We start from the raw sequence: 21,031 nt of genomic DNA, 5'->3' as shown, positions 1-21,031 counted from the left end.
GCGATCTCTCTCTACGCCCGGAACTCGCGCAATACCAGATGATTTTCTGCCCCGCGGACAGGGGGTGGAGAGCACTCCCGGACAATCCGATTTTGAGAATATGCACACTGCAAAGGCACCCGAACAAAGACACTCTCAACGCAGGTTTTGCGTCCGCCTGCGTCACATCAATGTCAAACACGCCATTCGCGCACGATTTGCGGGAGAGTGGACTCCCCATCCTCGGTTGAGGCTTCACGCCCGGGGCCGTCACGGCCGTCAGGAGAAGGCCCTCGACCCGGGGAGGGCCCTGGCCCCGCCGCGAACGCTCAGGTCTTCATCGACCGGATGAAGTCGATGAACGCCCGCAGCGGCGTCGGGAGGTGGTGACGGCCGGGATAATAGAGGACCGGCCCGGAGAAGCTCGGCCACCAGGACTCGAGCACGGGGACCAGCTCTCCCCGGTCCAGGTAGGGACGAAGCCAGTCCTCGAAGTCGTAGATGATGCCGGTCCCCGCCACGGCGGCGGCCACCGCCAGGTCCGTCGTCGTCCCGAGGCCGACGATGAGCGGGCCCTTCGGCTCGACGTTGAGCGTCACCCCGTCGCGCTCGAACTCCCACGCGTGCAGCGGCCCCTTCGTGAACCGGCCCCCCAGGCAGTCATGGTTCAGGAGCTCTTTCGGATGCCTGGGGCGCCCACGCCGCGCGAGATACGCGGGCGAGGCGGCGGCCGCGAAGCGCTGGACACGCGGACCGATGGGCACCGCCACCATGTCCTGCGCGAGCCGCTCCTCGTAGCGGATGCCCGCGTCATAGCCCTCGGCCACCACGTCGACCAGGCGCTCCTCCGCGATGACCTCCATGCGGATGTCGGGGTACTTCGCCAGGAACGGCGGCACGATGCGGGGCAACACCAGCCGCGCCGCCGCGATGGGGACATTGAGCCGCAGCCGCCCCGCCGGTCGGCCGCGGAAGTCGTTGACCACGTCCAACGCCGAGCGGACCTCCCCCAGCGCGGGCTCCAGCCGCTCGAGCAGCCGCGCCCCCGCGTCCGTCAGCGTCACGCTCCGCGTCGTCCGGTGGAGCAGCCGGACCCCCAGCCGGGCCTCCAGCCGGCGGACGGCGTCCCCCAGCCGCGAGGCGCTGCTGCCCGTCACCCGCGCCGCGCCGCGAAATCCGCCCTCACGCGCCACCGCCCTGAAGGCCGTCAGGTCCGAGAACTCATCCATCACTGTGCGGATTTTCGCACAGCCCGTGCGCATTGCCACCGATTGTCGCGCAGCGGCGCCCTCCGTAGAGAAAGGGAGAACCTCGAATCCCAAGGACCTCCACCATGTCTCCCATCCCCCAGACCTATCGCCTCGGCACCCACACCGTCCGCCGCGTGGGTTACGGCGCCATGCAGCTCGCCGGCCCCGGTGTCTTCGGTCCACCCAGGGACCGTAAGGCGGCCCTCGCCGTGCTGCGCGAGGCCATCGAGCAGGGCGTCGACCACCTGGACACCAGCGACATCTACGGCCCGCATGTGACGAACCAGCTCATCCGAGAGGCGCTGCACCCCTATCGCGACGGGCTGGTCATCGCCACGAAGGTGGGCGCGGTGCGTGGCCCCCAGGGCTCCTGGGAGCCCGCGTCCTCTCCCGAGGACCTCGAGCGCTCGGTCCACGACAACCTGCGCAACCTCGGCCTCGACGTGCTGGACGTCGTGAACCTCCGGGCCATGTTCAGCGCCGAGGGCCCGGTGGAGGGCTCCATCGAGGCGCCCCTCACCGCGCTCGCCGAGCTCCAGCAGCGCGGGCTCATCCGCCACATCGGCCTGAGCAACGTCACCCCGACGCAGGTCGCCGAGGGCCGCAAGCTCGTCGACATCGTCTGCGTGCAGAACCACTACAACCTGGCGCACAGGCATGACGACGCGCTCATCGACCAGCTCGCCGCCACGGGGACGGCCTACGTGCCGTTCTTCCCGCTGGGCGGCTTCACCCCGCTGCAGTCGAGCACGCTGAACGACGTGGCCACGCGCCTGGGCGCGACGCCGATGCAGGTCGCCCTGGCGTGGCTGCTGCACCGCGCCCCCAACGTGCTGCTCATCCCTGGCACGTCGTCACGCCCCCACCTCCGGGAGAACCTCGCGAGCGCCTCGCTTTCGCTGAGCGCCGGGGACCTGGACCTGCTCAACCGCCTCACCGAGCGGGGCTGACCGCGCGCGGGACACCCCGCGCGGCGTCCCGCCCGACGTCAGTTGCCGCGGTAGGTCGTGTCGAGGATGCCGACGCCAGCCCCCTCCACGTAGAGGGCGACCCGCGTGCCCTGGGTGGCGGCCTGGGTGGCGCGCTCGAACAGCCCCAGGCGCTCCGCTTCACTGTACTGGTAGCCCGCCGAAGCGGCGCTCGCGCCCAGGTAGTAGTAGTTGCCGACGAAGCTCCCCGTGCAGTTCGCCGCCGTGTACACCTGCACGACCACATAGCCCTGGCCGTAGGTGAGATTGGGCTGACGCGTGTACGTGGCCGCGCAGACGTAGCCATTCACGGTGATGGGCGCCGCCAGCGCCGGATTGGCAAACCCGACCGACATCATCACCGCCGAGACAACGAGGGACGCTCGCTTCATGGTGTTGCTCCTTCCAATGGGGACTTGGATTGGAATTCCCACAGCCAGGATGGATGCCGGGCTCCGGAGAAATGACTTTGGCCTTTCCACACAAACCAACGCGCGAGCCGCTTTTTCTTCCCGAGGGTGCGGGCTTCTCCAACGCGAATCGCACTCGGTATTGGCCCGGGGAGGTATCGACGGCACGGGGGGCTCCTCGGGTACGACTACGGCTCCATCATGCGCGACTCGCGCACGGCGTTCTCGAGCAACGGGCTGCCGACCATCGAGCCCCTGGGGCGGGCAGGCCATCGGCCAGCGCGCCTCGAACGGCAAAGAACGACGTGGTGGCCGAGGGCGGTGGCAGCGGCACGGTGAACGCCAACCGCACCGCCGTGGGCGCGTGGGAGCAGCTCATCATCACCTTCGAGTGAGTCGCGGCCCGCCGGCCAGCCCTTGCGTCGTGGCAGGCCGCGCGGGTCGAGTGGCCCCGGTGTGGCTCACCACCGTCGGTGGACGGTCGCCTTCGGGCCCGTCACCAGGCTCGCGTCCGGCACGTCGTCGCAGACGATGGCTCCGGCCGCGACCACCGCGTCGCGACCAATCCGGACCCCGGGAAGAATCGTCGCCCCCGCGCCAATCCACGCGTTCTGGGCCACCTCGATGGGCGCGCCCGTGAGGTACAGCCGCCGGTCCCCCGGGTCCACCGGGTGGCTCATCGTGATGAAGGTGACCTTCGGGCCGACCATCACCCCTTCGCCCAGCCGGATGCCGGCATGGTCGAGGAACGTGCAACCCTGGTTGATGAACACCCGCTCGGCCAGCTCCAGCCGCAGCCCATGGTCCGTGTAGAACGGCGGATAGACGGTGACCCGCTTGGGCAGCGGCCGCCCGAGAATCTGCTCGAGCAGCGCCGCCTTGCCCGCCTCGTCGTCGAACGGTAGGACGTTGAGGCGTGACGTCAGCCCGGTGACGTGCAGCACCCGCTGGCTCATCGCCGCGAACTCGGGGCTGAAGGCCCGCTCTCCTCTCGCGAGGGACTCCGGGTCGTGGATGCGCATGAGGTTCTCGAGGGGCATCCCACGAGCCTGGCCCTCGGGCCGCGCCCGCGTCCAGCGCCAGGAAACGCTTCAGCCCGGGCGGCGGATGGAGGACGCTGGGCGCCCCCCCCACGCACGGAGTCGGTGATGACGTACATGCTGTTGGTCATGGAGGAGAGCAAGCGCAAGCGGAGCCGGACGCCGGAAGAAGGCCGCCGCGAGATGGAGCGGATGGTGGGCTTCGTCCAGGACCTCCAGGCGCGCGGGCTCTGGAAGGGCAGCGACTCCCTCCGGTCCGTCTCGGAGGGGGTCCGGATCGAGGTCCGGGACCACCAGCGCACCCTGCGTGATGGCCCCTTCGCCGAATCCAAGGAGGTTGTCGGAGGCTACGTCCTCTTCGACTGCGCGAGCCGGGAAGAAGCGCTCGCCATCGCCAGCCAGTGTCCCGCGGCCGAGTGGTCCACCGTCGAGCTGCGCGAAATCGGCGTCTGCTACGAGGAGGAGGACCCGGGCTGAGGCCCCCGCCTCCGTGCCTCGCCAGGAGGTTGGTGCAGTGGAACTCTTCGCTCGGACTGTTGCGTGTCTGCCCTGAAGCGCCCACCAACTCCTTTCAGCTTCCAGGAGACTGGGGTGGTCTCCGCACCCCATCCCTATCAATTCAAGATTAATATGGACTACTAGACATACCGGTAGTATCTGCGCGCCCCAGCTCGAAGCTGAGTCGGGGGCCGAGATGACTCGTGTCGCGAGGTCAGACGGAAAATCCGCAAATCCTCACACCGAAGTGGCGGTGCTGAAATGGCTGCCTTCGCAGGCGGAATACCTGCATCAACAGGCCGTGCGGTTGGCTCGGGCAGGGGGACCACAAGCCGCGGGGGTCCGTGAGCGCGCCGAGGCCAGCGCGAGCGCGCTGCGAGAGCTGCTGGACCCCGGGCAGCGCGCCGTGGTGGATGGCTATGCCAGCAATCGCACCACCCTGCTGGTGGTCGAGGGCATGCGAGAGGTGGGCGAGGGCGTCCCCGAGACGAGGCCGTCGCTCGAGTCCTTGAAGGTCGACTTCGATTGCCAGGTGCTCGCGTCACGCAGCCAGCTCCTGTTGAACCTCTGTGACAATCGCGCCTTCGCGTACGATTTGGATTACAATGAAATGGTCCGCATCGTCGGCAACTTCAAGGGGGGCGGCCAGCACAAGATTCCAGAGGAGCCCGCGCCCGAGGACGTGGAGCTCTCCTCCCACTCCGGGCTCGCGCTCGGCGCCCACACCGAGCCGCCGTATTACTGCTCGTTCCACGCGACGCAGCGGCGCTCCCCGGCGCCCTCGACGCTGATTCTGACGGCGCGGTGGAATCCGCTCCAGGAGCCGACCCAGGTCATCCCGGTGACGCCGGTGCTGGAGGCCCTGGGAGAGCCGGTGGTCGACGCGTTGACCCGCAAGCACTATCAATTCACCCGGCCCGACTCCTACGTCCCCGGTGACGAGGACGGCCGCGACGTCTCCATCGTGGACTACAACCCACACGGCGACTACGCGTTCCGGTTCAGCGCCTATCGCTTCTCCGCGTGCGCCGGGGCGCCGGAGACCGCGCACAGGGCCCTCGCCGCGCTGCAGGCCGGCATCGCGAACGCCGAGCGGCTCCAGGTGACGCTGGACTCCAGCAAGGCCATCCTCATCAACAACACCAAGGCCCTGCACTGCCGCGACAGCATCAAGGACAACCGGCGCATCCTCGTGCGACTGTTCGGCTACAACCGCTTCTCGACCGCCATCGTCCAGTCGACCGACCCGATGCTGGTCCAGGGCTGACCCCGCGACACCATGCCTCGACTCGACCACCTCTCCGTCATCGCACCCTCGCTCGTCGAAGGCATCTCACACCTCCGGGAGTGCCTGGGCCTCGACATCCCCTTCGGCCGCAAGCACATCCACATGGGCACGCACAATCACCTGCTCCGGCTGGGTGAGGCCGCCTATCTGGAGGTGATTGCCATCGACGAGGAGGCGCCGCCCCCCGCGCACCCCCGGTGGTTCGGGCTGGACGACCGCGCGGCGGTGCGGCGGGCGTGGGACGGCGGCAGGCGCCTGCGGGGCTGGGTGGCGAGCACCGACCACTTCGCCCGGGACCTGGCCCGGCACCCGGGCGTCTTCGGTGAGCCGCGCGAGTTCCACGCCGGCGCGTCCAGCTACTTCTTCGCCGTGCCCGTGGACGGCTCGCTGCCGATGGGGGGCGTCGTGCCCTCGCTCATCGACCGCAAGGGGGCACGCCCGACGCTCGCGCCCCAGACCGAGCGGGGCTGTGAGCTTCTGGCCTTCACGCTCGAGCACCCGGACCCGGCCGGCATCGCCCGGCTGTACGAGGCACTCGACATCCCTGGCGCGCCCGCCGTGAAGCACGGCGAGGCGCTCCGCTATACCGCGACGATTCGCACGCCGTCGGGAATCCGCATCCTGACTTGAACCCTGGGGTCGACGATGTCCAAGGTGGCTTCTCCCTTTCAGAAAGATGGCGGCGGTCTGGCGCTGTGTCCCTACGACGCGGAGCTCGACGCGCTGCTGGCCCGGGCCTCGGCCGACGAGCGTGAGCACATCGCGGCGGCACAGCGCGACCTGCGCGCGACGGCGCTCGACCACCGGCTCCAGTTCGACGCCAACCACGCCTATCCGGTGTGCCTGCGGCCGACCCTCATCGACGCGGACTGGGCCGCGGAGCTGAAGCTCGCCGGCGAGCGCTTCATCCGGGTGTTCGACGACGTGCTGGAGCTGTACCGCCACGACGACGAGGTCCGCGGGCTCTATCGCGGCTATGAGCCGGTGCGTGACTACCTGCTCGCGGCGCCCGGGTTCCGGCCGCTCACGCGCATCTGCCGCTTCGACGGCCTGGTGGCGCCGGACGGCCGCTACCTCATCCTGGAGACCAACACCGACTGTCCCGCGAACCTGTTCGCGTCCGGCATGGCGACGCGGCTGTGGCGCTCGCGGCCCAACCCCATCCTGGCCGCGTGGGGGCGCGACGTGGAGTGGGTCCCCCAGCCCATCGTGGAGACGCGCAACCTGTTCATCTCGGAGATGCTGGACACCTATCGCGCGGACAAGGGACGTGAGCCGAGCGAGGTCCGCATCGTCAACTACAACGGCCGCTTCACCAGCGAGACCGACCTCATCATCCAGGGCTTCGACGAGCGCGGCATCCACTGCGAGTTCATCGACCTGCGGGAGCTGGCGCCGGGCGCGGGCCACGTGACGCACCGGGGGACGCGCATCGACCTCGTCTACAACAAGTGGGACCTGCGCGACCTGGTCCGGTGCCCCGACGCCGCCCCCTACCTGCGCGCGGTGGCGGACGGAGACGTGGTCAGCGTGAACCCGCTGGCCTGCCAGTGGCTCTACGCGGACAAGTCCATCCTGGCGCTCCTGAGCGACCCGCGGTTCTGCGACCACTTCTCACCGGCGGACCGCCAGCTGTTCCAGCGCCACGTGCCGTGGACGCGCGTGGTGGCGCCCGGGCGCTCCATCTCCATGGAGGGCGACGCGGTGGACCTGTGCGACTACCTCCAGCGCAACAGGTCCCGCTTCCTGCTCAAGCCGACCAACGCCACGTGGGGCGACGGCATCGTGATTGGGAACAAGGCGCGGGAGGAGGACTGGCGGCGCGCCGTCGAGACCGCGGCGTCCGACGCCTCGTACGTGGCCCAGGAGTACATCCAGGGCCACGTCGTCCACTGTCCGGACCCGACGACGGGCGAAATCACCCAGCGCATCGCGGACCTCAACATGTTCATCTTCGGCGGCAAGGCGGTGGGCTTCCTGTCGCGGGCCAACCAGAGTCCCATCATGAGCCTCTACAAGGGCGGCGCGATGCTGCCGGTCCTGGTCGCGCGCCACCCGGCGTCATGAGTCCACCCCTCCCGGACGCCGCCGCGTGGCGGAGCATCTTCACGATTTCGTTCCTGGTCGGCATGTTCGCCGTCGCGGTGGGGGGCACGCCCGTGTTGCTCGGCGTGCTGCTGGCCCGCCAGGGCGTGGCCGACAGCGTGATTGGCATCTCCGCGGCGTGCAGCCCGCTGGGGCTGATTGCCTCGTCGTTCGTGATTCCGTGGGCGGCCGAGCGGTTCGGCGCGGTGCGCATCGGCGTCGCCAGCTGCCTGCTCGGCCTGACGGCGATGGTGGCGATGGCGCTCGTGCCCCAGCCGCTGCTGTGGATTGTCGCGCGCCTGCTGTGGGGCCTGGCGGTGGGCGGCTTCTACATCGTCAACAAGGCCTGGCTCGCGCAGCTCACGCCCTCGGGGCGCCGGGGCCGGGTGTTCGGCATCTACACGTCGTTCCTGTCCGCGGGCTTCGCGTGTGGGCCGCTGGTGGTGGCGCTGGTGGACTTCCGCTCGCCCCACTGCTTCGCGCTGCTCGGCGCCGCGTTCATCGCGTGCGCGCTGGGGGTGTTGCTCGTCCGCCAGCGGCTGCCGGACTTCCACGGCACGGCGCGCGCGCCGGTGCTCGGGGCGCTCGGCTTGATTCCGGCGGCGCTGCTGGCGGCCGCGTCGTTCGGCGCGTTCGACCACGCGTCCCTCGCGTTCCTGCCCCGGTTCGGGGCAGCGCATGGCACGAGCACCGCGGTGATGGGCATCGGGCTGAGCGTGCTGAACGTCGGCAACGTGGTGCTGCAGCCGCCCATCGGCTGGGCGTCCGACCGCTGGGGCCGACGCCCGGTGATGATGGGCTGCGCGTTGCTCACCGTGCTGGGCGGCGCCGCGCTGCCGTGGGTCATCGGCGTCGCGACGCCCCTGCTGTTCCTGTTCCTGTTCGTCTGGGGCGCGTGCGCCTACGGCACGACGACGGTGGCGCTGGCGTCCATCGGCGACCGCTTCAGCGGGGCGCAGCTGCTCAGCTGCAGCGCCGCCATGACGATGGCGGGCGGGGTCGGGGGTGTCGCCGGCTCCTCGGCCATCGGCGTGCTGCAGGACGTGTTCGGCACCCAGGCATTCCCTCGGGCGCTCATCCTCATCTTCCTGGCGCTGGCCGTGGTCGCGGCGCGCTCGATGCGGGGCGGCAGCCCGGCCACGCTGCCCGACGCCGCCGCCACCCGGTGAGCGCGCCCGCTCGCCGTCAGAGCGAGGCGGAGGGCTGACCGCCTTCCCGGGGCGTGACACCACCGCGGACGGAGCCGCGGAGGAGGTCCTCGAGCGTGGAGCTGATGGCGGCGCGGTAGCGGTCGAACGCGTCCACGCTCTTGGGCACATCGCAGATGATGGAGTGGAGGAAGAGCCCCTCCGCGTTGCGGAGGAACCACATGTTGCCCGTGTTGGAGTGCGAGGACTCGGGCATCGTCTTCGGCCGCCAGACGTCGAGCATGTCCGCGCCGGGCAGCTTCCGGTAGTCGAGGAAGGAGAAGAAGTTGACCGGGAACGGCCACGTCCGCAGGTGGAAGTACTGCGGCGCGAGCAGCTCCCAGACCTTCACGAAGGGCACGTCGACGTTGCGCAGCAGCTCCTTGAAGCTTGTCTGGACCCCCTCGACGACCTCCGGGAACGTCATCCCGTCGGCGATGGGGAAGCGGATGGCCAGGGTGTTGACGAACCAACCGAAGGACTTGCGCCAGCGGGGGTCCTTGCGCTCACCAATGGGCATGAACCCCCGGTACACCTGGGCGCCCGAGATGTCCCGCAGGGCCATGCCCACGACGGCCAGCATGCCGATGAACAGCTTCACGCCGCGCTCCTGGCAGAGGCGCTCGAACGCCTGCGCCCCCGCGTCGTCGAGCAATCGCACGGTGCTGTTGCGGGCCGGGTACATGCGGCCTGACTCGAGGCCCAGGTCGAGCGGGATGTGGGGGAACAGGTCCCCCGCGTCCGCGATGAAGGCACGCCAGTAGTCCAGCTCGGGGCTGTCCGCGGTCAGCTTCGAATAGCGGTGGCGCTGCACGTCCCCGAAGTCGAGGTAGCTCCCCGCCACCTCGGGGACCGGCGTCAGGCCCGCGGCCAGGGCGGCGTAGTCGCGCTGCACGTCCTCCACCGCGAAGACCAGGGAGAGGCCATCACACAGGATGTGGTCGAACCCCATGTAGACGGTGGCCTGCGACGGCTCCACCACCACGCCCATCACGAACAGCGGCCACGACAGCGTGTCGATGTCCCGGTTGAACGTGGCCTGGATGTGGGCCGTCACCGCCTCGCCCGACGCGAGGTGCCCCACGTCGGTGTGCTCCAGCCGGACCTGCGCGGGCGTCATGACGTCGCAGCGCAGGTCCCCGGCGATGAGCTGCTCGAACCCGCAGCGCAGCACCTCGTGCCGCTTCACGAAGTGCAGCAGCGCCGCCTCCAGCGCGGCCAGGTCGAGCGGGCCGGGGATGCGGAACGACAGGCCAATCCAGTAGTCCTCCGAGACGTGCTCCTGCCGGGCCGACACCGCGGCCGCGAAGTGCTTCTCCTGGTTGTAGGAGGCGGGCCGGTCACCGGCCGAGAGCGAGGCGAGCGTGTTCGCGGCGGGGCGCAGTCGCCATTCGTGGACATGGCCGGCGTGGAACCCCGCCTCTTCGAGGGGGAGCTGATGCATGGAGGAAGTCCTTTCCGCGGTCTTTCGCGTGTTCGGCGCCTCGCGGACGCGAGTTCGCGTCAGTGCGCCCTGCACAGAGGCTGTGATTGCCATTCGGCACGGACAAGCCCTCTTCCGCGCCGTGTCGGGTGCATCCAGTTGGGGGCGACGCGAGACTGGAGGTGACGTCTGCCATTGCCCCCGGGATGCGGGTGAGCCGGAACACCAGGCCGAGGCAGTGTGGAGCAAGCCCCACTTCGAACGGGTGACGGTGCTACGGGCTTTCCACGCGCGCACCGGTCCGGAGTATGCAGCACGCATGACTCATCCTGATTTCGACCCGCAGCTCGCCCCGCTCCTCGCCCCGCTCGAGGGGTACGTCCCCTTGAAGATGACGCTGGAGCAGCTCGAGCACTTCCGCCGACTGAGCGACGTGACGCGGGAGGCGCTCATCGGGGACGCGCAGGTCGACTGCGTCGACCACACCATCCCGGGATATCGAGGCGACGACACCGTCGTCTCCGTCATCTCCCGCAAGGGGCACTCGGTGGCCGGGCCCGCCGTCTACCACATCCATGGTGGTGGCATGGTGATGGGGACCCGCTTCGCCGGAGCCCGGCCGCTGGTGGACTGGGCGCTGCGCCATGACGCCGTCTGCGTGAGCGTCGAGTACCGGCGGGCACCCGAGCACCCCGCGCCCACGCTGGTGGAGGACTGCTACGCGGGCCTGGAATGGATGGCCGCGAACGCGAAGTCGCTGCGCTTCAATCCCCACCAGCTCGTCATCTTCGGCGGCAGCGGCGGGGGCGGGCTCGCGGCAGGGACCACGCTGCTCGCCCGGGACAGGCAGGGGCCTCGGCTGCTCGGCCAGTTGCTGCAATGTCCCATGCTGGACGACCGCAACGAGACGACCTCCGCGCATCGGTACGACGGCGTCGGCGTCTGGGACCGGACCAGCAACCTGACCGCGTGGCGCGCCGTGCTGGGAGACCGGCTCGGCGGTCCGGAGGTGTCCCCCTACTCCGCGCCCGCGCGGGCCTCCGACCTGAGCCGGCTGCCGCCCACCTTCATCGACGTGGGAGGCGCGGAGACGTTCCGGGATGAAGCCGTCACCTACGCGAACCGGATGCTGGCGGCGGGGGGCGTGTGCGAGCTGCACGTCTGGGGTGGCGCGTTCCACGGCTTCTACGACATCGCCCCCCAGTCGGCGCTGGCGCGGGCGTGCATCGCGGCGCGGGACTCGTGGCTCGCGCGGATGTTCGCGCGCGACGCCACCCACCCCGTGACGGGGTAGACTCCGGGCCCCCCTCGCTTGGAGTCCCCTGGATGAGAACCGTCCCCCTCGTCGTCCTCCTCCTGCCGCTGTCGGGCGTCGCCGCCACGAAGAACGTGACCACCGTGGCGGAGCTGCAAGCCGCGCTGTCCTCCGCGAAGGCGGGGGACGACATCGTGCTCGCGGATGGCACCTACACGGTGAATGCGAACCTCAACTGCGCGGCGGAGGGCACGGATGCCCAGCCCATCACCGTGCGAGCGGCGAACCGGCACGCGGCGCTCATCCGCTTCAACGCCACCGAGGGCTTCAAGGTGTCGGGGCGCGCCTGGGTCTTCGACGGGCTCACCATCGAGGGCATCTGCGCCCGCGACCAGGACTGCGAGCACGCGTTCCACGTCACCGGCCACGCGGAGGGCTTCGTGCTGCGCAACAGCCGCGTGCGCGACTTCAACTCCCAGCTCAAGGCCAACGCGACGAAGAACACCAGCGGCGTCTTCGAGATGCCCCACCGGGGGCTCATCGAGCGCAACGACATCTACGACACCCGCCCGCGCGTGACGGGGACGCCCGTCAACAAGCTCAACATCGACACGGGCGACGACTGGGTGGTGCGCGACAACGAGGTGCACGACTTCTCCAAGCAGGGAGGCATCTCCTACGGCGCTTTCATGAAGAGCGGCGGCAAGCGGGGGCTCTTCGAGCGAAACCGCGTCCTGTGCGCCCGGGACCGGCCGGCCTCGGACACGCGAATCGGCCTGTCCTTCGGCGGCGGAGGCACGGGCGCGGCGTTCTGTGCGCCGGCCTTCGACGCGACGGTGCCGTGTGACCCCGAGCACTCGGATGGCATCATCCGGAACAACATCGTCGCCAACTGCTCGGATGTCGCCGTCTACCTGAACCGGGCCGCGCGCACGCAGGTGCTGTTCAACACCTTCATCGCCACGACGGGCGTGGACTTCCGCTACGCGTCCTCCACCGGCGAGGCCCACGGTAACGTGTTGTCGTCCGTCATCCGAAACCGCGACAACGGCCGCTTCACCGCGGGGACGAACCTGACGAACGTGGCCACGGGCACGTGGACGTCCTGGTACGTGGCGCCGGTCCAGGGCGACCTGACGCTGAAGGGCCCGGTGACGCAGTTGGTGGGCGCCGCCGCCCCCAGCGCCTCCGTCACCGAGGATTTCTGCCAGCGGCCCCGGCCCACGTCCGGCAACTCCACGCTGGGGGCGCTGGAGCACTCGCTCGGCGACTGCGCGCCCGTCACGCAGCAGCCTGACGCGGGCACGCCGGACGCGGGCACGCCGGACGCGGGCGGAGGAACCCCGGACGCGGGCGGAGGCACTCCGGACGCGGGCGGCGGCGTGACGGACGCGGGCACGAACCCGGACACGGGCTCCCCCGACAAGGACAGCGGCGGTTGCGGCGCCAGCCCGGGTCTGTGGCCGCTGCTCCTCGTGCTGCTCCTGCCGTTGAGCCTGCGGCGACGGCTGCGTTAGCGGCTGTCTTCCATTCCGGCCCGTGGGTGACCTGCCCACGGGCCAGGCGGGCCCCAGGGCGTGAACACTGGCGGAGCCAGTCATGACGCGCTATTGGCAAGCGCCAGCTCCACCATGGTTGCCTCCACACCTGATTCGGGCCCCGAGCGCCCGCGACCTCGACTGGCACCGCTCGCGCTGCCGCTCGTGGTCCTCCTCTGGCTGGTGCTCGTCGTCACCCCCGTCTGGCTTCAGGCCGCGCGGGCCTGTTTCCCGAACTTCGACCTGGGCATCTATTCCCAGGCAGTGGCGCGTCTGTCGTTGGCCCAGCCCAACCCGTGGATCAGCGCGCGCCAGGTGTTCATCTTCAATGACCACTTCGACCCCATCCTCTGGGTGGCACATCCGCTGGCGCGGCTCCTCCCGCCCATGTGGGCGGCGCTGGTCGTCGAGGCCCTCTTCGTGCTGCTCACCGTGGCGCCCCTGCTCTGGCTCCAGGCAAAGGGACTGCTGAGCCGCCGCGCCATCGTCCTGCTCACAGCGCTCCTGCTCTTGAGCCCCAGCGTGGTGGAGGCCCTGAAGTTCCCCGCCCACCCCACGACGTGGTCCGTGCTGCCCTGGGTGCTGACAGGCGTGGCCTTCCATCTACGACGCCCGGGGCTGCTGCTCGCCTCGCTGGTCCTCCTCTTCTCCTGCAAGGAGGAGTTCGCGTTCGGCGGCGTCATGTTGACGCTCGCGCTGCTCCTGCGGGGCGAGCGCCGCCTCGCGGCGGGCGTGGGCGCGCTGTCACTCGCCTGGCTCGCGGGCGTCTACGGGCTGCGCCCCTGGCTGCTGGGCCCCACCGTGGACTACGGCTTCCGGCTGAGCCAGGGAATGGAGGGAGGGTGGCCGCACTACCTCTCGCTCCGGCTGGCGCCGCCCCACCTGTCACGCATGGGCACCCTGGTGCTGCTGTTCGTCCCGCTGGGACTCTGGGCATGGCGCGAGCGCGTGAGGCCGGACTGGGCCTGGCTGCTGGTGCTCCTGCCGATGCTGGGCATCCGCTTCCTCGCCATGTCCTGGCGGTTCCACTACGGCGTGTCGCTCGTGGCCGCGGCGCTCATGGGCTTCCTGCCCGTCCTCCGTGCCCGGAGGCCGCCCGCGTGGGTCCTCGCCTCCACGGGCGTCATCCTCCTCGCCAGCAACGAGCCGAACCTCCGGAAGCTCACGAGCACCCTCACCTCCCCGATGACGGCTCCGCGTCACTGCCCCGCGACACCGGAGCGACTGGCGAGCCTGACGCGGGGCATGGACCTGCTCCAGCAGCACCGCGAGGGCTCGGCGCTGCTCGGCAGTAACCTCGTCGCTCCGCTGGCGGACCGCGACGACCTCTACGCCGTGGGAGGTCCCCAGCCCGACGAGGGGCGCGTCCACGAATGGGTCTTCATCGAGAAGCCACCCCATGGCGACGTCTGGCCCCTCACGCCCGAGCGGGTGAGCGAGCTCATCGACGTGTGGCGCAAGGACGCGGGCACCCAGGTCCTCATCGACGACGAGCACGTCTTCCTGGCCCGAGGGCGCTTCACGGCGCACCGCTGACGCGCGTCTCGAAGAGGGTCCCCGTGAGGCCGTCGGTGAAGACCTTCGAGGGCGGCAGGCCGAACATCCCTCGGAACAGCCGGGAGAAGTGCGCCGAGTCGTAGAAGCCCGCGGCGTGCGCGACCTCGGTGAGGCTCCTCCCCCGGAGCGCGAGCGCCGCGGCCGCCTGCATCCGGTGCCACGCGCGATACGCCCCCATCGGCACGCCGACCTGCTCGCTGAACCGGTGCTCGACGAGCGAGGTCGAAGCCCCCACCCGCCGCGCCAACCCCACCGCGTCCGCGGGCGCCGACTCCCGCGTGGGAGCAGCAAGCCACGCGGCGACCCGCGCGATGCGCGCGTCGACCTCCCGCGGGCAAGGCCCCAGGTGCAGCGCCTGCTGGAAGAGCTCCGTCCAGGGCTGCGGGTGTCGCGCACCGAGGGCGGTCTCCACGGCCGCGCGCACCGCGCTCGCGTCGACCTGATGGCGCAGCTTCACGCCGGGCTCCAGGAACAGCACCGCGGCGCGCCCACCCTGGAAGTCGAGCGCGTGCCATTGCCACCCCCGCACGAAGGTGGCCTCGTGCTGCCCGACACGGCCGTCGCCGTCGACGAGCTCGAACGCATCATCCAATCCCACGAGCACGGCGTTGGCGGCGAACCGATGCCGGGGCAACTCGTGGAAGCGGCCGACGTAGAGCGCTCGACCTCCGCCCAGCAACAAGTGGCTCCGCATCTGCAGAATCATACAAGCCGGCCCGTGGCGCCGCACCTAGCGTGGCTTCGTGAAACAAGCCGCTCCCCTGCCCGCCACGCACCGAGGAGGCCCCATGGCCGAGGTCCACCCGTCCCTCCCCCAGATGATTCTCGACCGGGCGAACGCGTCGCCGCATCGCGTCGCGTTCCGCGTCAGACATGACGACACCTATGTGGACCACCGCTGGTCGGAGCTGCTGCCGCGAATCGAGGCACTCGCCGCGGGGCTGTTGAGCGCGGGCACGGTGGACGACGGCGCGTGCATCACCCTCGTCGGCAACACCTCGATGGCGTCCTGTCTCGTCGACTTCGCGGCCCTGCGCGTCGGCCTCAAGACGGTGCCCGTCTACGCCAGCCTGCTGCCCGAGGAGGTGGGCTACATGCACGTGGACACCGCCGCGCAGCTCATCGTCGTGGACGACGCGAACCAGCTCGACAAGGTGCGCGCCTTCCGTGCGGGCTTCACCTTCTTCGACCGGCACTACCCACCCGACGCGCTCCCCGCGCGCGCCAGGGTGGTCGTCATCCATCCGGCCGGACTTGCTCCCGCCGATGACTGGGAGAGCCTGGAGGCGCTCGAGGCTCGCGGGCGCGCTCGACGGGCGGAGCTGGAGGACGAGGTGCGCCGCAGGGCGTCGCTGATTCGACGCGAGCACGTCGCGACCTTCACGTACACGTCGGGGACCACCGGCGCGCCGAAGGCGGTGATTCAAACCCACGACAACATGCTGGCGATGCTCGAGGACGTCGGCACCGCGCGGCTCCTGGATGACAACGTGCTCACGCACGGCCTGTTCCTCTTCCTCCCCGCCGCGCACTCCTTCGGACGCATGGTGGAGTTCGCGGGCCCCTTCTTCGGCGCGCCGCTGGTGATGTCGTCGGTGCCCACGCTGGCGGCGGACCTGGTCGCCTCGCGCCCGGGCTTCTTCCCCGCGGCCCCGCGCGTCTTCGAGAAGATGATGGCGAAGGTCACCAGCACCATCGAGGGCGAGCAGGGCTTGCGCCGCTGGATGCTGGACTGGGCCCTGGGCGTGGGGCGTCGCGCCGCGACCCACGGCAAGTCCCGGCCCCTGTGGCTGGAGGCGCAGCGGGCCCTGGCGGACCGGCTCGTGCTGTCGAAGCTGCGCGCGCGCCTGGGCCTGGACCACGCCTCCGTGCTCCTGTCCGGCGCCGCCGCGCTTCGCGTCGACGTGCAGCTGTTCTTCCTCTCGCTCGGGCTGACCATCCTGGAGGCCTATGGGCTCACGGAGACATGTCCCGGGCTCACCATCAATCCCAGGGAGGACGTGCGCCCTGGCACGGTGGGACGCGCGTTCTCCCGCTGCCAGCTCAAGGTGGACGCGGATGGCGAGCTGCTCGCGCGCGGACCGAACATCTCACGGGGCTACCTGAACCGTCCGGAGGCCACGGCGGAGGCCTTCGATGCCGACGGGTGGTTCCGGACCGGAGACCTCGCCTCCATCGACGCGGAGGGCTTCGTCCGGGTGACGGGGCGCAAGAAGGAGCTGCTCAAGACGAGCGGCGGGAAGTACGTGGCGCCGCTGAAAATCGAGGCGCAGCTCAAGCGACACCCGCTGGTCCAGGAGGCCGTCGTGCTCGGCGACGGACGCAACTACTGCACGGCCATGTTCGCGCTCGACCCGGAGATACTCGCCATGGTGGCCCGGCGAGAGGGCATCCCCGCCGACCCCGCGCACCCGCGCATCAACGACATCCTGAAGGCCCTGGTGGAAGAGACCAACGCGGGCCTGGCGTCCTTCGAGCGCATCAAGACATTCCGTGTCTCCCCGGGCCCGTTCACGGTGGATGGCGGCGAGCTCACCGCGTCGCTCAAGGTCAAGCGCCACGCCGTCACCCGCAAACACTCGGCGCTCATCGAGTCGATGTACGGGGCCTAGGCGTCGTCAACCCGCCTGGGCTCGCCTAAGCTATCCCGGCATTTCGCGTATTTCGCGCGAATCAACTGGAGATGGTCATGCGAGCAATCCTGGCAATCGCGGTGGCGTTCGGACTGACGGCCTGTGGGGGCGTGGAGACGGGTGAGCCGATGGCGCCCGAGGCCACCGAGCAGGCGTCGTCGGAGCTGGCCGGCAGCTGCGAGGCCCTCGTCGGGACCTTCTGTCGCCCCGGAGCGTTCACCTCCTGCACCTGGTCCGACGGCAACCTGGGCGAGTGCGAGTGTCAGCGCACGCCCTTCAACAAGTGGCTCTGCTACTAGCCTTCACGCCGTGTCAGTCCCGTTGATTCCGTCCCGAGGCAGGCAGACGGAATCAACGGACCTGCCTCAGGGCCCGGTGGAGAAATGTGGGCGACACACCCACAGGAGAGTGCCTAGAATCAGGCCTCCCCGCCGCTGAAGGTCGACTCCGCTGAACACCACCGAACCGCGCCACCTGGCCGGCCTGGACCTGCTCCGGTGCCTGGCCATCTTCATCGTCGTCCTCTTCCACTACCCGCGCCCCGAGGGACACGAGTCCTACCGGATGCTCGCCAACTTCGGCTGGACGGGCGTGGAGCTGTTCTTCGTGCTGAGCGGCTTTCTCATCGGCTCACAGCTGATGGAGCCGGTGTCGCGCGGCGAGGCGCCATCCCTGAAGCGCTTCTACCTGCGGCGCTCGCTGCGCATCCTGCCGCCCTACCTCATCGTGCTGGCGCTGTACCTCTTCGTCCCCGCGTGGAGCGAGCGTCCGGTGGAGACGCCCGCGTGGCGCTTCCTCACCTTCACGCAGAACTTCGGACTGCGCCTGAATGGCTTCTCCCATGCGTGGTCGCTGTGCGTGGAGGAGCACTTCTACCTGGTGCTCCCGCTCACCGTGCTCGCGCTGCGAGGACGCGTCCGGGCCGCGCACCTGCTCGTGGGCGCTGGGGCGTTGATGCTCGGCGGAATGCTCCTGCGGGCATGGCTGTGGCAGCGGCACTTCTCGATGCTCGCGCCCGAGGACACCGCGTGGCGCGGCTACGACACGCTGCTGTACTACCCGACCTACGCGCGACTCGACGGCCTCTTGTGTGGCGCGATGCTCGCGGCGCTGCGCGTCTTCCGCCCCGCGACCTGGGAGCGCTGGACCCGAGGGGCGCGCGCGGGCGCCCTGGCCGGAGCGGGCCTTGCGTGCCTGGGCGTCGTGTTCTGGCTGAACGAGGAGCACTTCCGCTACCTCGCCCACACGATGCTCGCCTTCCCCCTGACGTCGCTGGGCTACGCGGCGCTGCTCGCGGCCATGGCGAGCCCCACCGCGTCGCGCGTGTGCGCCCGCATCCCCGGGGTGAAGACCTTCGCGCTCTTGAGCTTCACCATCTACCTCACGCACAAGGCCCTGCAGGCCGGAGCGCGCGTCGCGCTGGAGCCCTACGGCCTGGACGCGTTCCACCCGCTCACGTTGCTGGCCGGCGCGGCGGCGGTGCTGCTCGCGTCCCTCGCGCTGCACCACGGCGTGGAGCGCCCCGCGCTGAAGTGGCGCTCACGGCTGGAGGCCCGGCTCTCCCACGAGCCCACGCCGCGGCCCGCCCTCCGTTAGCCCGGGGCCCCTCCACGGAGGCCCCCGGGACTACGGACGCTGCACGGGGCGGGACATGGGCGCGGCGGCGGGGCGCGGCGTCTCCTGGAGCAGGCGCAGCGCCCGCTCCAGCACCTCGTCCCGGCCCGCGCGCACACCCGCGAGCGTGGGGCGCACCGCCACGTGCGGCGTGAGCCCCTTGCGCTGGAGCTGACCGCCGTCCGCGTGCCGGGCATCCATGCCCGTGAAGCTCATCCAGATGCCGCCGGGCAGCACCGCGTACGTCATGTTCCCGTTGGCGCCGGCGGTGGGGCTCCCGACGAAGGTCGTCCCGCTGGTGACCTCCAGCATCAGCCCCAGGTGCTCCGCCTGGCTCACGGCGCGCTCGTCGATGAGCGTCACGGTGCGGCCCCGGTACACCGGCACGTCCGCGGTGGGCAGCGCCTGCACCAGGGCCATCCGGCCGTTCACCAACGTGGAGCCCGCGACGACGGGCACCTCGAAGCGGGACCAGGTCTTCGCGCGCTTCACGTTGAGGTACGGCGCCAGCGCCCCCGCGGTGCCACGCGGGTAGCCTCGCAGGTCGAACACCACGGCCCGGGTGGTCTGGACCTTCCGCATGACCTCCGGCACCTCGTCGGCCCCCAGTTGCGAGAGGTTCACGAGGGCGATGTTGCCCTCCAGCAGCTTGAAGGGCTCATGGGGGCGCTCCGGCCGGGAGAACGCGGCGGGCCGCTTCACCTTCACCTCCCGACGCCCCTTCTCGTTGAGCACGGTGAAGGTCGCCTCCGAGTCCGGGGGGCCCGCGAGCGCCAGGTAGACGTGGTACAGCCGGGTCGCCGCCTCGGTGGAGGCCTGATGGACGGCGTCGATGCGGCGGACGCGCTCGTCGAGGAGCTCCGCGTCCACCTTCTCGATGACGTCCCCCACCTGGAGCCCCTGCGCGAGCGAGGCATTGGTCACGGACGTGATGACCACCTTCCCATCGAGGTCGAGCACCTCGACGGGCGCGGCGATGCCGCCCCAGATCTCCCTGAACGTGGGGTGGCCGCTGAGCGAGACGTGCCCGTCGCGCAGCTCCCGCGCGGACTTCGCCACCTCGAGCGCGTACGCCTTCGCGTCCTGGGCGGCCTCGAAGCGCTCCAACATCCCGGGGAGCGCCTGGCTCCAGTCCACGTCCATCAGGTGGCGATAGGGGAAGAACAGCTCCACCACGTTCCACAGCCGCACGGCCGCCAGCAGGCGCAGCTCGCGCGAGGGGTACGGGGACTCCGCGTAGGCGTTGTCCGGGCGCCACTGGGCCTCGGGCCGCGCCGGGGCGCTCGGGCCCTTGGGCTTGGACTTCTGCTGGGCCAGCGCCAACGCGCGCGTGTAGGGCGCGTCGGGGGCGGACAGGTCCGCGCGCGCCGGCACCTCCGCGTCGAGCCCCAGCGGCAACACCGTCTCGCTGGTGCGGACCGTGGCGACGAGCGTGCTCCCCAGCGGCACTTCCTGCGTGTCCACGGCCAGCGCGTCCGTCACCGGGCCCTCGCCCACGAAGAGCGCGCGTCCCGAGGCGCGCAGCGCCAGCACCTTCGGCGAGACGACGCTCCGCGCATCCAGGAGGAAGACGACGCGCGCGAACTTCTTGCCGGCGTTGCCCTCCACCACCGAGCTGACGTCCTGGTTGAAGGCCGTGGTGTAGGGCGAGTCCATTCCCGTCTGGGCCTTGTAGCCACCGTGGAGCGAGGAGCGCGAGCCCGGCACGGACAGCTCGCCGTCGATGAAGAGGGGCAGCATCCAGTCCGCGGCGTTGGAGGCGCTCCAGGCCGCCGCCTCGTCGAAGCCTCGCATGCGCATGTCGACGACGGCGGCGCGCGCCTTGCGCACGGGGCCCCAGAGCTTCTCGCCCAGGCCCCAGAAGGCCTGGGGGCCCTCGGGCGTGGCGAGGTTGCGCAGGTCCAGGACGACCACGTCCTTCTCCAGGCCCAGGAGGGGCCGGAGCGTCGGCGGGGCCAGCGCCGCGGGCGGACGCGCGCTCTTCACGCGGGTGGCGGGGTCCTCGAGCGCGCCGAGCATCGACTGGACGGCCTCGGCGAACGCCTCGTCGCTGGTGGCGGCCTCCACCTTCGGCACCGCCGCCAGGAAGGCCGCGTCCCAGTCGATGCGCCGCGACAGCATCCACGGGTGGCGATAGCGCACCTGCCCCCAGAGCTCGCCCAACGCGCTGAGTCGCTGGAGCCTCAGCTGTGCCTGGGCCTCCTCCGGCTTCGAGGGGGCCTCCGAGGCCATCGCTCCCGAAGCCAGCAGAAACGCCAGACACAGTCCCAGCCTCGAGCCCAGGTCCTGGTGCCGCATGCAAGTCC

At 70.4% G+C, this 21,031-nt stretch carries 18 protein-coding genes; 12 read left to right on the top strand and 6 right to left on the bottom strand.

The window, feature by feature from the left end:
• Nucleotides 1–308 precede the first annotated feature (308 nt).
• The gene (locus K8625_RS38545) at nucleotides 309–1,208 is read right to left on the bottom strand and encodes a LysR family transcriptional regulator (RefSeq protein ID WP_223750318.1); all 900 of its coding nucleotides are present in this window, start codon (nucleotides 1,206–1,208) and stop codon (nucleotides 309–311) included.
• Between the two features lie 104 nt (nucleotides 1,209–1,312).
• Here K8625_RS38545 and K8625_RS38540 point away from each other — a divergent pair, with 104 nt between their 5' ends.
• The gene (locus K8625_RS38540) at nucleotides 1,313–2,179 is read left to right on the top strand and encodes an aldo/keto reductase family oxidoreductase (RefSeq protein ID WP_223750317.1); all 867 of its coding nucleotides are present in this window, start codon (nucleotides 1,313–1,315) and stop codon (nucleotides 2,177–2,179) included.
• Between the two features lie 38 nt (nucleotides 2,180–2,217).
• On the opposite strand, the gene K8625_RS38535 is transcribed toward K8625_RS38540, so the two are convergent.
• Nucleotides 2,218–2,589, bottom strand: a complete 372-nt coding sequence (locus tag K8625_RS38535) for a hypothetical protein (protein WP_223750316.1) — start codon at nucleotides 2,587–2,589, stop codon at nucleotides 2,218–2,220.
• 479 nt (nucleotides 2,590–3,068) lie between these two features.
• On the bottom strand, nucleotides 3,069–3,629 hold the full coding sequence (locus K8625_RS44325) for a sugar O-acetyltransferase (RefSeq protein WP_305070693.1): 561 nt from the start codon (nucleotides 3,627–3,629) through the stop codon (nucleotides 3,069–3,071).
• Between the two features lie 126 nt (nucleotides 3,630–3,755).
• Here K8625_RS44325 and K8625_RS38525 point away from each other — a divergent pair, with 126 nt between their 5' ends.
• From K8625_RS38525 to K8625_RS38505, 5 genes are all read left to right on the top strand, one after another.
• Nucleotides 3,756–4,124: a YciI family protein gene (locus K8625_RS38525; RefSeq protein WP_223750315.1), complete on the top strand. Its 369-nt coding sequence runs from the start codon at nucleotides 3,756–3,758 to the stop codon at nucleotides 4,122–4,124.
• Between the two features lie 274 nt (nucleotides 4,125–4,398).
• Entirely contained in the window at nucleotides 4,399–5,412 is a 1,014-nt protein-coding gene (locus tag K8625_RS38520; RefSeq protein WP_223750314.1) for a hypothetical protein, read from the top strand.
• 12 nt (nucleotides 5,413–5,424) lie between these two features.
• On the top strand, nucleotides 5,425–6,063 hold the full coding sequence (locus K8625_RS38515) for a VOC family protein (protein ID WP_223750313.1): 639 nt from the start codon (nucleotides 5,425–5,427) through the stop codon (nucleotides 6,061–6,063).
• A 24-nt stretch (nucleotides 6,064–6,087) separates the two neighbouring features.
• Nucleotides 6,088–7,500, top strand: a complete 1,413-nt coding sequence (locus K8625_RS38510; RefSeq protein ID WP_223750312.1) for a hypothetical protein — start codon at nucleotides 6,088–6,090, stop codon at nucleotides 7,498–7,500.
• Nucleotides 7,497–8,687 carry an MFS transporter gene (locus K8625_RS38505; protein WP_223750311.1) on the top strand — a complete coding sequence of 397 codons (1,191 nt, stop codon included), beginning with the start codon at nucleotides 7,497–7,499 and terminating at the stop codon, nucleotides 8,685–8,687. The genes K8625_RS38510 and K8625_RS38505 overlap by 4 nt, the downstream gene beginning before the upstream one ends.
• A gap of 16 nt (nucleotides 8,688–8,703) precedes the next feature.
• On the opposite strand, the gene K8625_RS38500 is transcribed toward K8625_RS38505, so the two are convergent.
• A complete protein-coding gene (locus tag K8625_RS38500) occupies nucleotides 8,704–10,149 on the bottom strand; it encodes a condensation domain-containing protein (RefSeq protein ID WP_223750310.1) in 1,446 nt (481 codons plus the stop codon).
• A gap of 298 nt (nucleotides 10,150–10,447) precedes the next feature.
• On the opposite strand from K8625_RS38500, the gene K8625_RS38495 reads away from it, so the two are divergent.
• From K8625_RS38495 to K8625_RS38485, 3 genes are all read left to right on the top strand, one after another.
• Nucleotides 10,448–11,422 (top strand): alpha/beta hydrolase fold domain-containing protein, encoded by a 975-nt coding sequence (locus K8625_RS38495; RefSeq protein WP_223785512.1) that lies wholly within the window; start codon nucleotides 10,448–10,450, stop codon nucleotides 11,420–11,422.
• Nucleotides 11,423–11,454: 32 nt separating this feature from the next.
• Nucleotides 11,455–12,900, top strand: a complete 1,446-nt coding sequence (locus tag K8625_RS38490) for a chondroitinase-B domain-containing protein (protein ID WP_223750308.1) — start codon at nucleotides 11,455–11,457, stop codon at nucleotides 12,898–12,900.
• Between the two features lie 114 nt (nucleotides 12,901–13,014).
• Nucleotides 13,015–14,457: a DUF2079 domain-containing protein gene (locus K8625_RS38485; RefSeq protein ID WP_223785511.1), complete on the top strand. Its 1,443-nt coding sequence runs from the start codon at nucleotides 13,015–13,017 to the stop codon at nucleotides 14,455–14,457.
• Here the strand turns inward: K8625_RS38485 and K8625_RS38480 are convergent.
• Nucleotides 14,441–15,184, bottom strand: a complete 744-nt coding sequence (locus K8625_RS38480) for an AraC family transcriptional regulator (protein ID WP_223750306.1) — start codon at nucleotides 15,182–15,184, stop codon at nucleotides 14,441–14,443. The two genes, K8625_RS38485 and K8625_RS38480, sit on opposite strands and share 17 nt — an antisense overlap.
• A gap of 82 nt (nucleotides 15,185–15,266) precedes the next feature.
• Here K8625_RS38480 and K8625_RS38475 point away from each other — a divergent pair, with 82 nt between their 5' ends.
• From K8625_RS38475 to K8625_RS38465, 3 genes are all read left to right on the top strand, one after another.
• Entirely contained in the window at nucleotides 15,267–17,090 is a 1,824-nt protein-coding gene (locus K8625_RS38475; protein WP_223785510.1) for a long-chain fatty acid--CoA ligase, read from the top strand.
• 77 nt (nucleotides 17,091–17,167) lie between these two features.
• Complete coding sequence (locus K8625_RS38470; protein ID WP_046712023.1) at nucleotides 17,168–17,410, top strand: hypothetical protein; 243 nt, start codon at nucleotides 17,168–17,170, stop codon at nucleotides 17,408–17,410.
• Nucleotides 17,411–17,561: 151 nt separating this feature from the next.
• Nucleotides 17,562–18,707 (top strand): acyltransferase family protein, encoded by a 1,146-nt coding sequence (locus K8625_RS38465; RefSeq protein WP_370642026.1) that lies wholly within the window; start codon nucleotides 17,562–17,564, stop codon nucleotides 18,705–18,707.
• Nucleotides 18,708–18,737: 30 nt separating this feature from the next.
• On the opposite strand, the gene K8625_RS38460 is transcribed toward K8625_RS38465, so the two are convergent.
• Complete coding sequence (locus K8625_RS38460) at nucleotides 18,738–21,023, bottom strand: S41 family peptidase (RefSeq protein WP_223785509.1); 2,286 nt, start codon at nucleotides 21,021–21,023, stop codon at nucleotides 18,738–18,740.
• Nucleotides 21,024–21,031 lie beyond the last annotated feature (8 nt).

This window comes from Myxococcus sp. AS-1-15 (assembly GCF_020037055.1).
GTDB classification, from domain to species: Bacteria; Myxococcota; Myxococcia; order Myxococcales; family Myxococcaceae; genus Myxococcus; species Myxococcus fulvus.
The sequence above is the reverse complement of the archived record's forward strand: the minus strand, read 5'-3'. Positions and strand labels throughout refer to the sequence as shown.

Coding starts and splice junctions, on each gene's coding strand:
- K8625_RS38540 (WP_223750317.1), top strand. CDS start 1,313: ATGTCTCCCATCCCCCAGACCTATCGCCTCGGCACCCACACCGTCCGC.
- K8625_RS38535 (WP_223750316.1), bottom strand. CDS start 2,589: ATGAAGCGAGCGTCCCTCGTTGTCTCGGCGGTGATGATGTCGGTCGGG.
- K8625_RS38485 (WP_223785511.1), top strand. CDS start 13,015: ATGGTTGCCTCCACACCTGATTCGGGCCCCGAGCGCCCGCGACCTCGA.
- K8625_RS38505 (WP_223750311.1), top strand. CDS start 7,497: ATGAGTCCACCCCTCCCGGACGCCGCCGCGTGGCGGAGCATCTTCACG.
- K8625_RS38490 (WP_223750308.1), top strand. CDS start 11,455: ATGAGAACCGTCCCCCTCGTCGTCCTCCTCCTGCCGCTGTCGGGCGTC.
- K8625_RS38460 (WP_223785509.1), bottom strand. CDS start 21,023: ATGCGGCACCAGGACCTGGGCTCGAGGCTGGGACTGTGTCTGGCGTTT.
- K8625_RS38495 (WP_223785512.1), top strand. CDS start 10,448: ATGACTCATCCTGATTTCGACCCGCAGCTCGCCCCGCTCCTCGCCCCG.
- K8625_RS38545 (WP_223750318.1), bottom strand. CDS start 1,208: ATGGATGAGTTCTCGGACCTGACGGCCTTCAGGGCGGTGGCGCGTGAG.
- K8625_RS38515 (WP_223750313.1), top strand. CDS start 5,425: ATGCCTCGACTCGACCACCTCTCCGTCATCGCACCCTCGCTCGTCGAA.
- K8625_RS38500 (WP_223750310.1), bottom strand. CDS start 10,149: ATGCATCAGCTCCCCCTCGAAGAGGCGGGGTTCCACGCCGGCCATGTC.
- K8625_RS38475 (WP_223785510.1), top strand. CDS start 15,267: ATGGCCGAGGTCCACCCGTCCCTCCCCCAGATGATTCTCGACCGGGCG.
- K8625_RS44325 (WP_305070693.1), bottom strand. CDS start 3,629: ATGCGCATCCACGACCCGGAGTCCCTCGCGAGAGGAGAGCGGGCCTTC.
- K8625_RS38480 (WP_223750306.1), bottom strand. CDS start 15,184: ATGATTCTGCAGATGCGGAGCCACTTGTTGCTGGGCGGAGGTCGAGCG.
- K8625_RS38525 (WP_223750315.1), top strand. CDS start 3,756: ATGACGTACATGCTGTTGGTCATGGAGGAGAGCAAGCGCAAGCGGAGC.
- K8625_RS38470 (WP_046712023.1), top strand. CDS start 17,168: ATGCGAGCAATCCTGGCAATCGCGGTGGCGTTCGGACTGACGGCCTGT.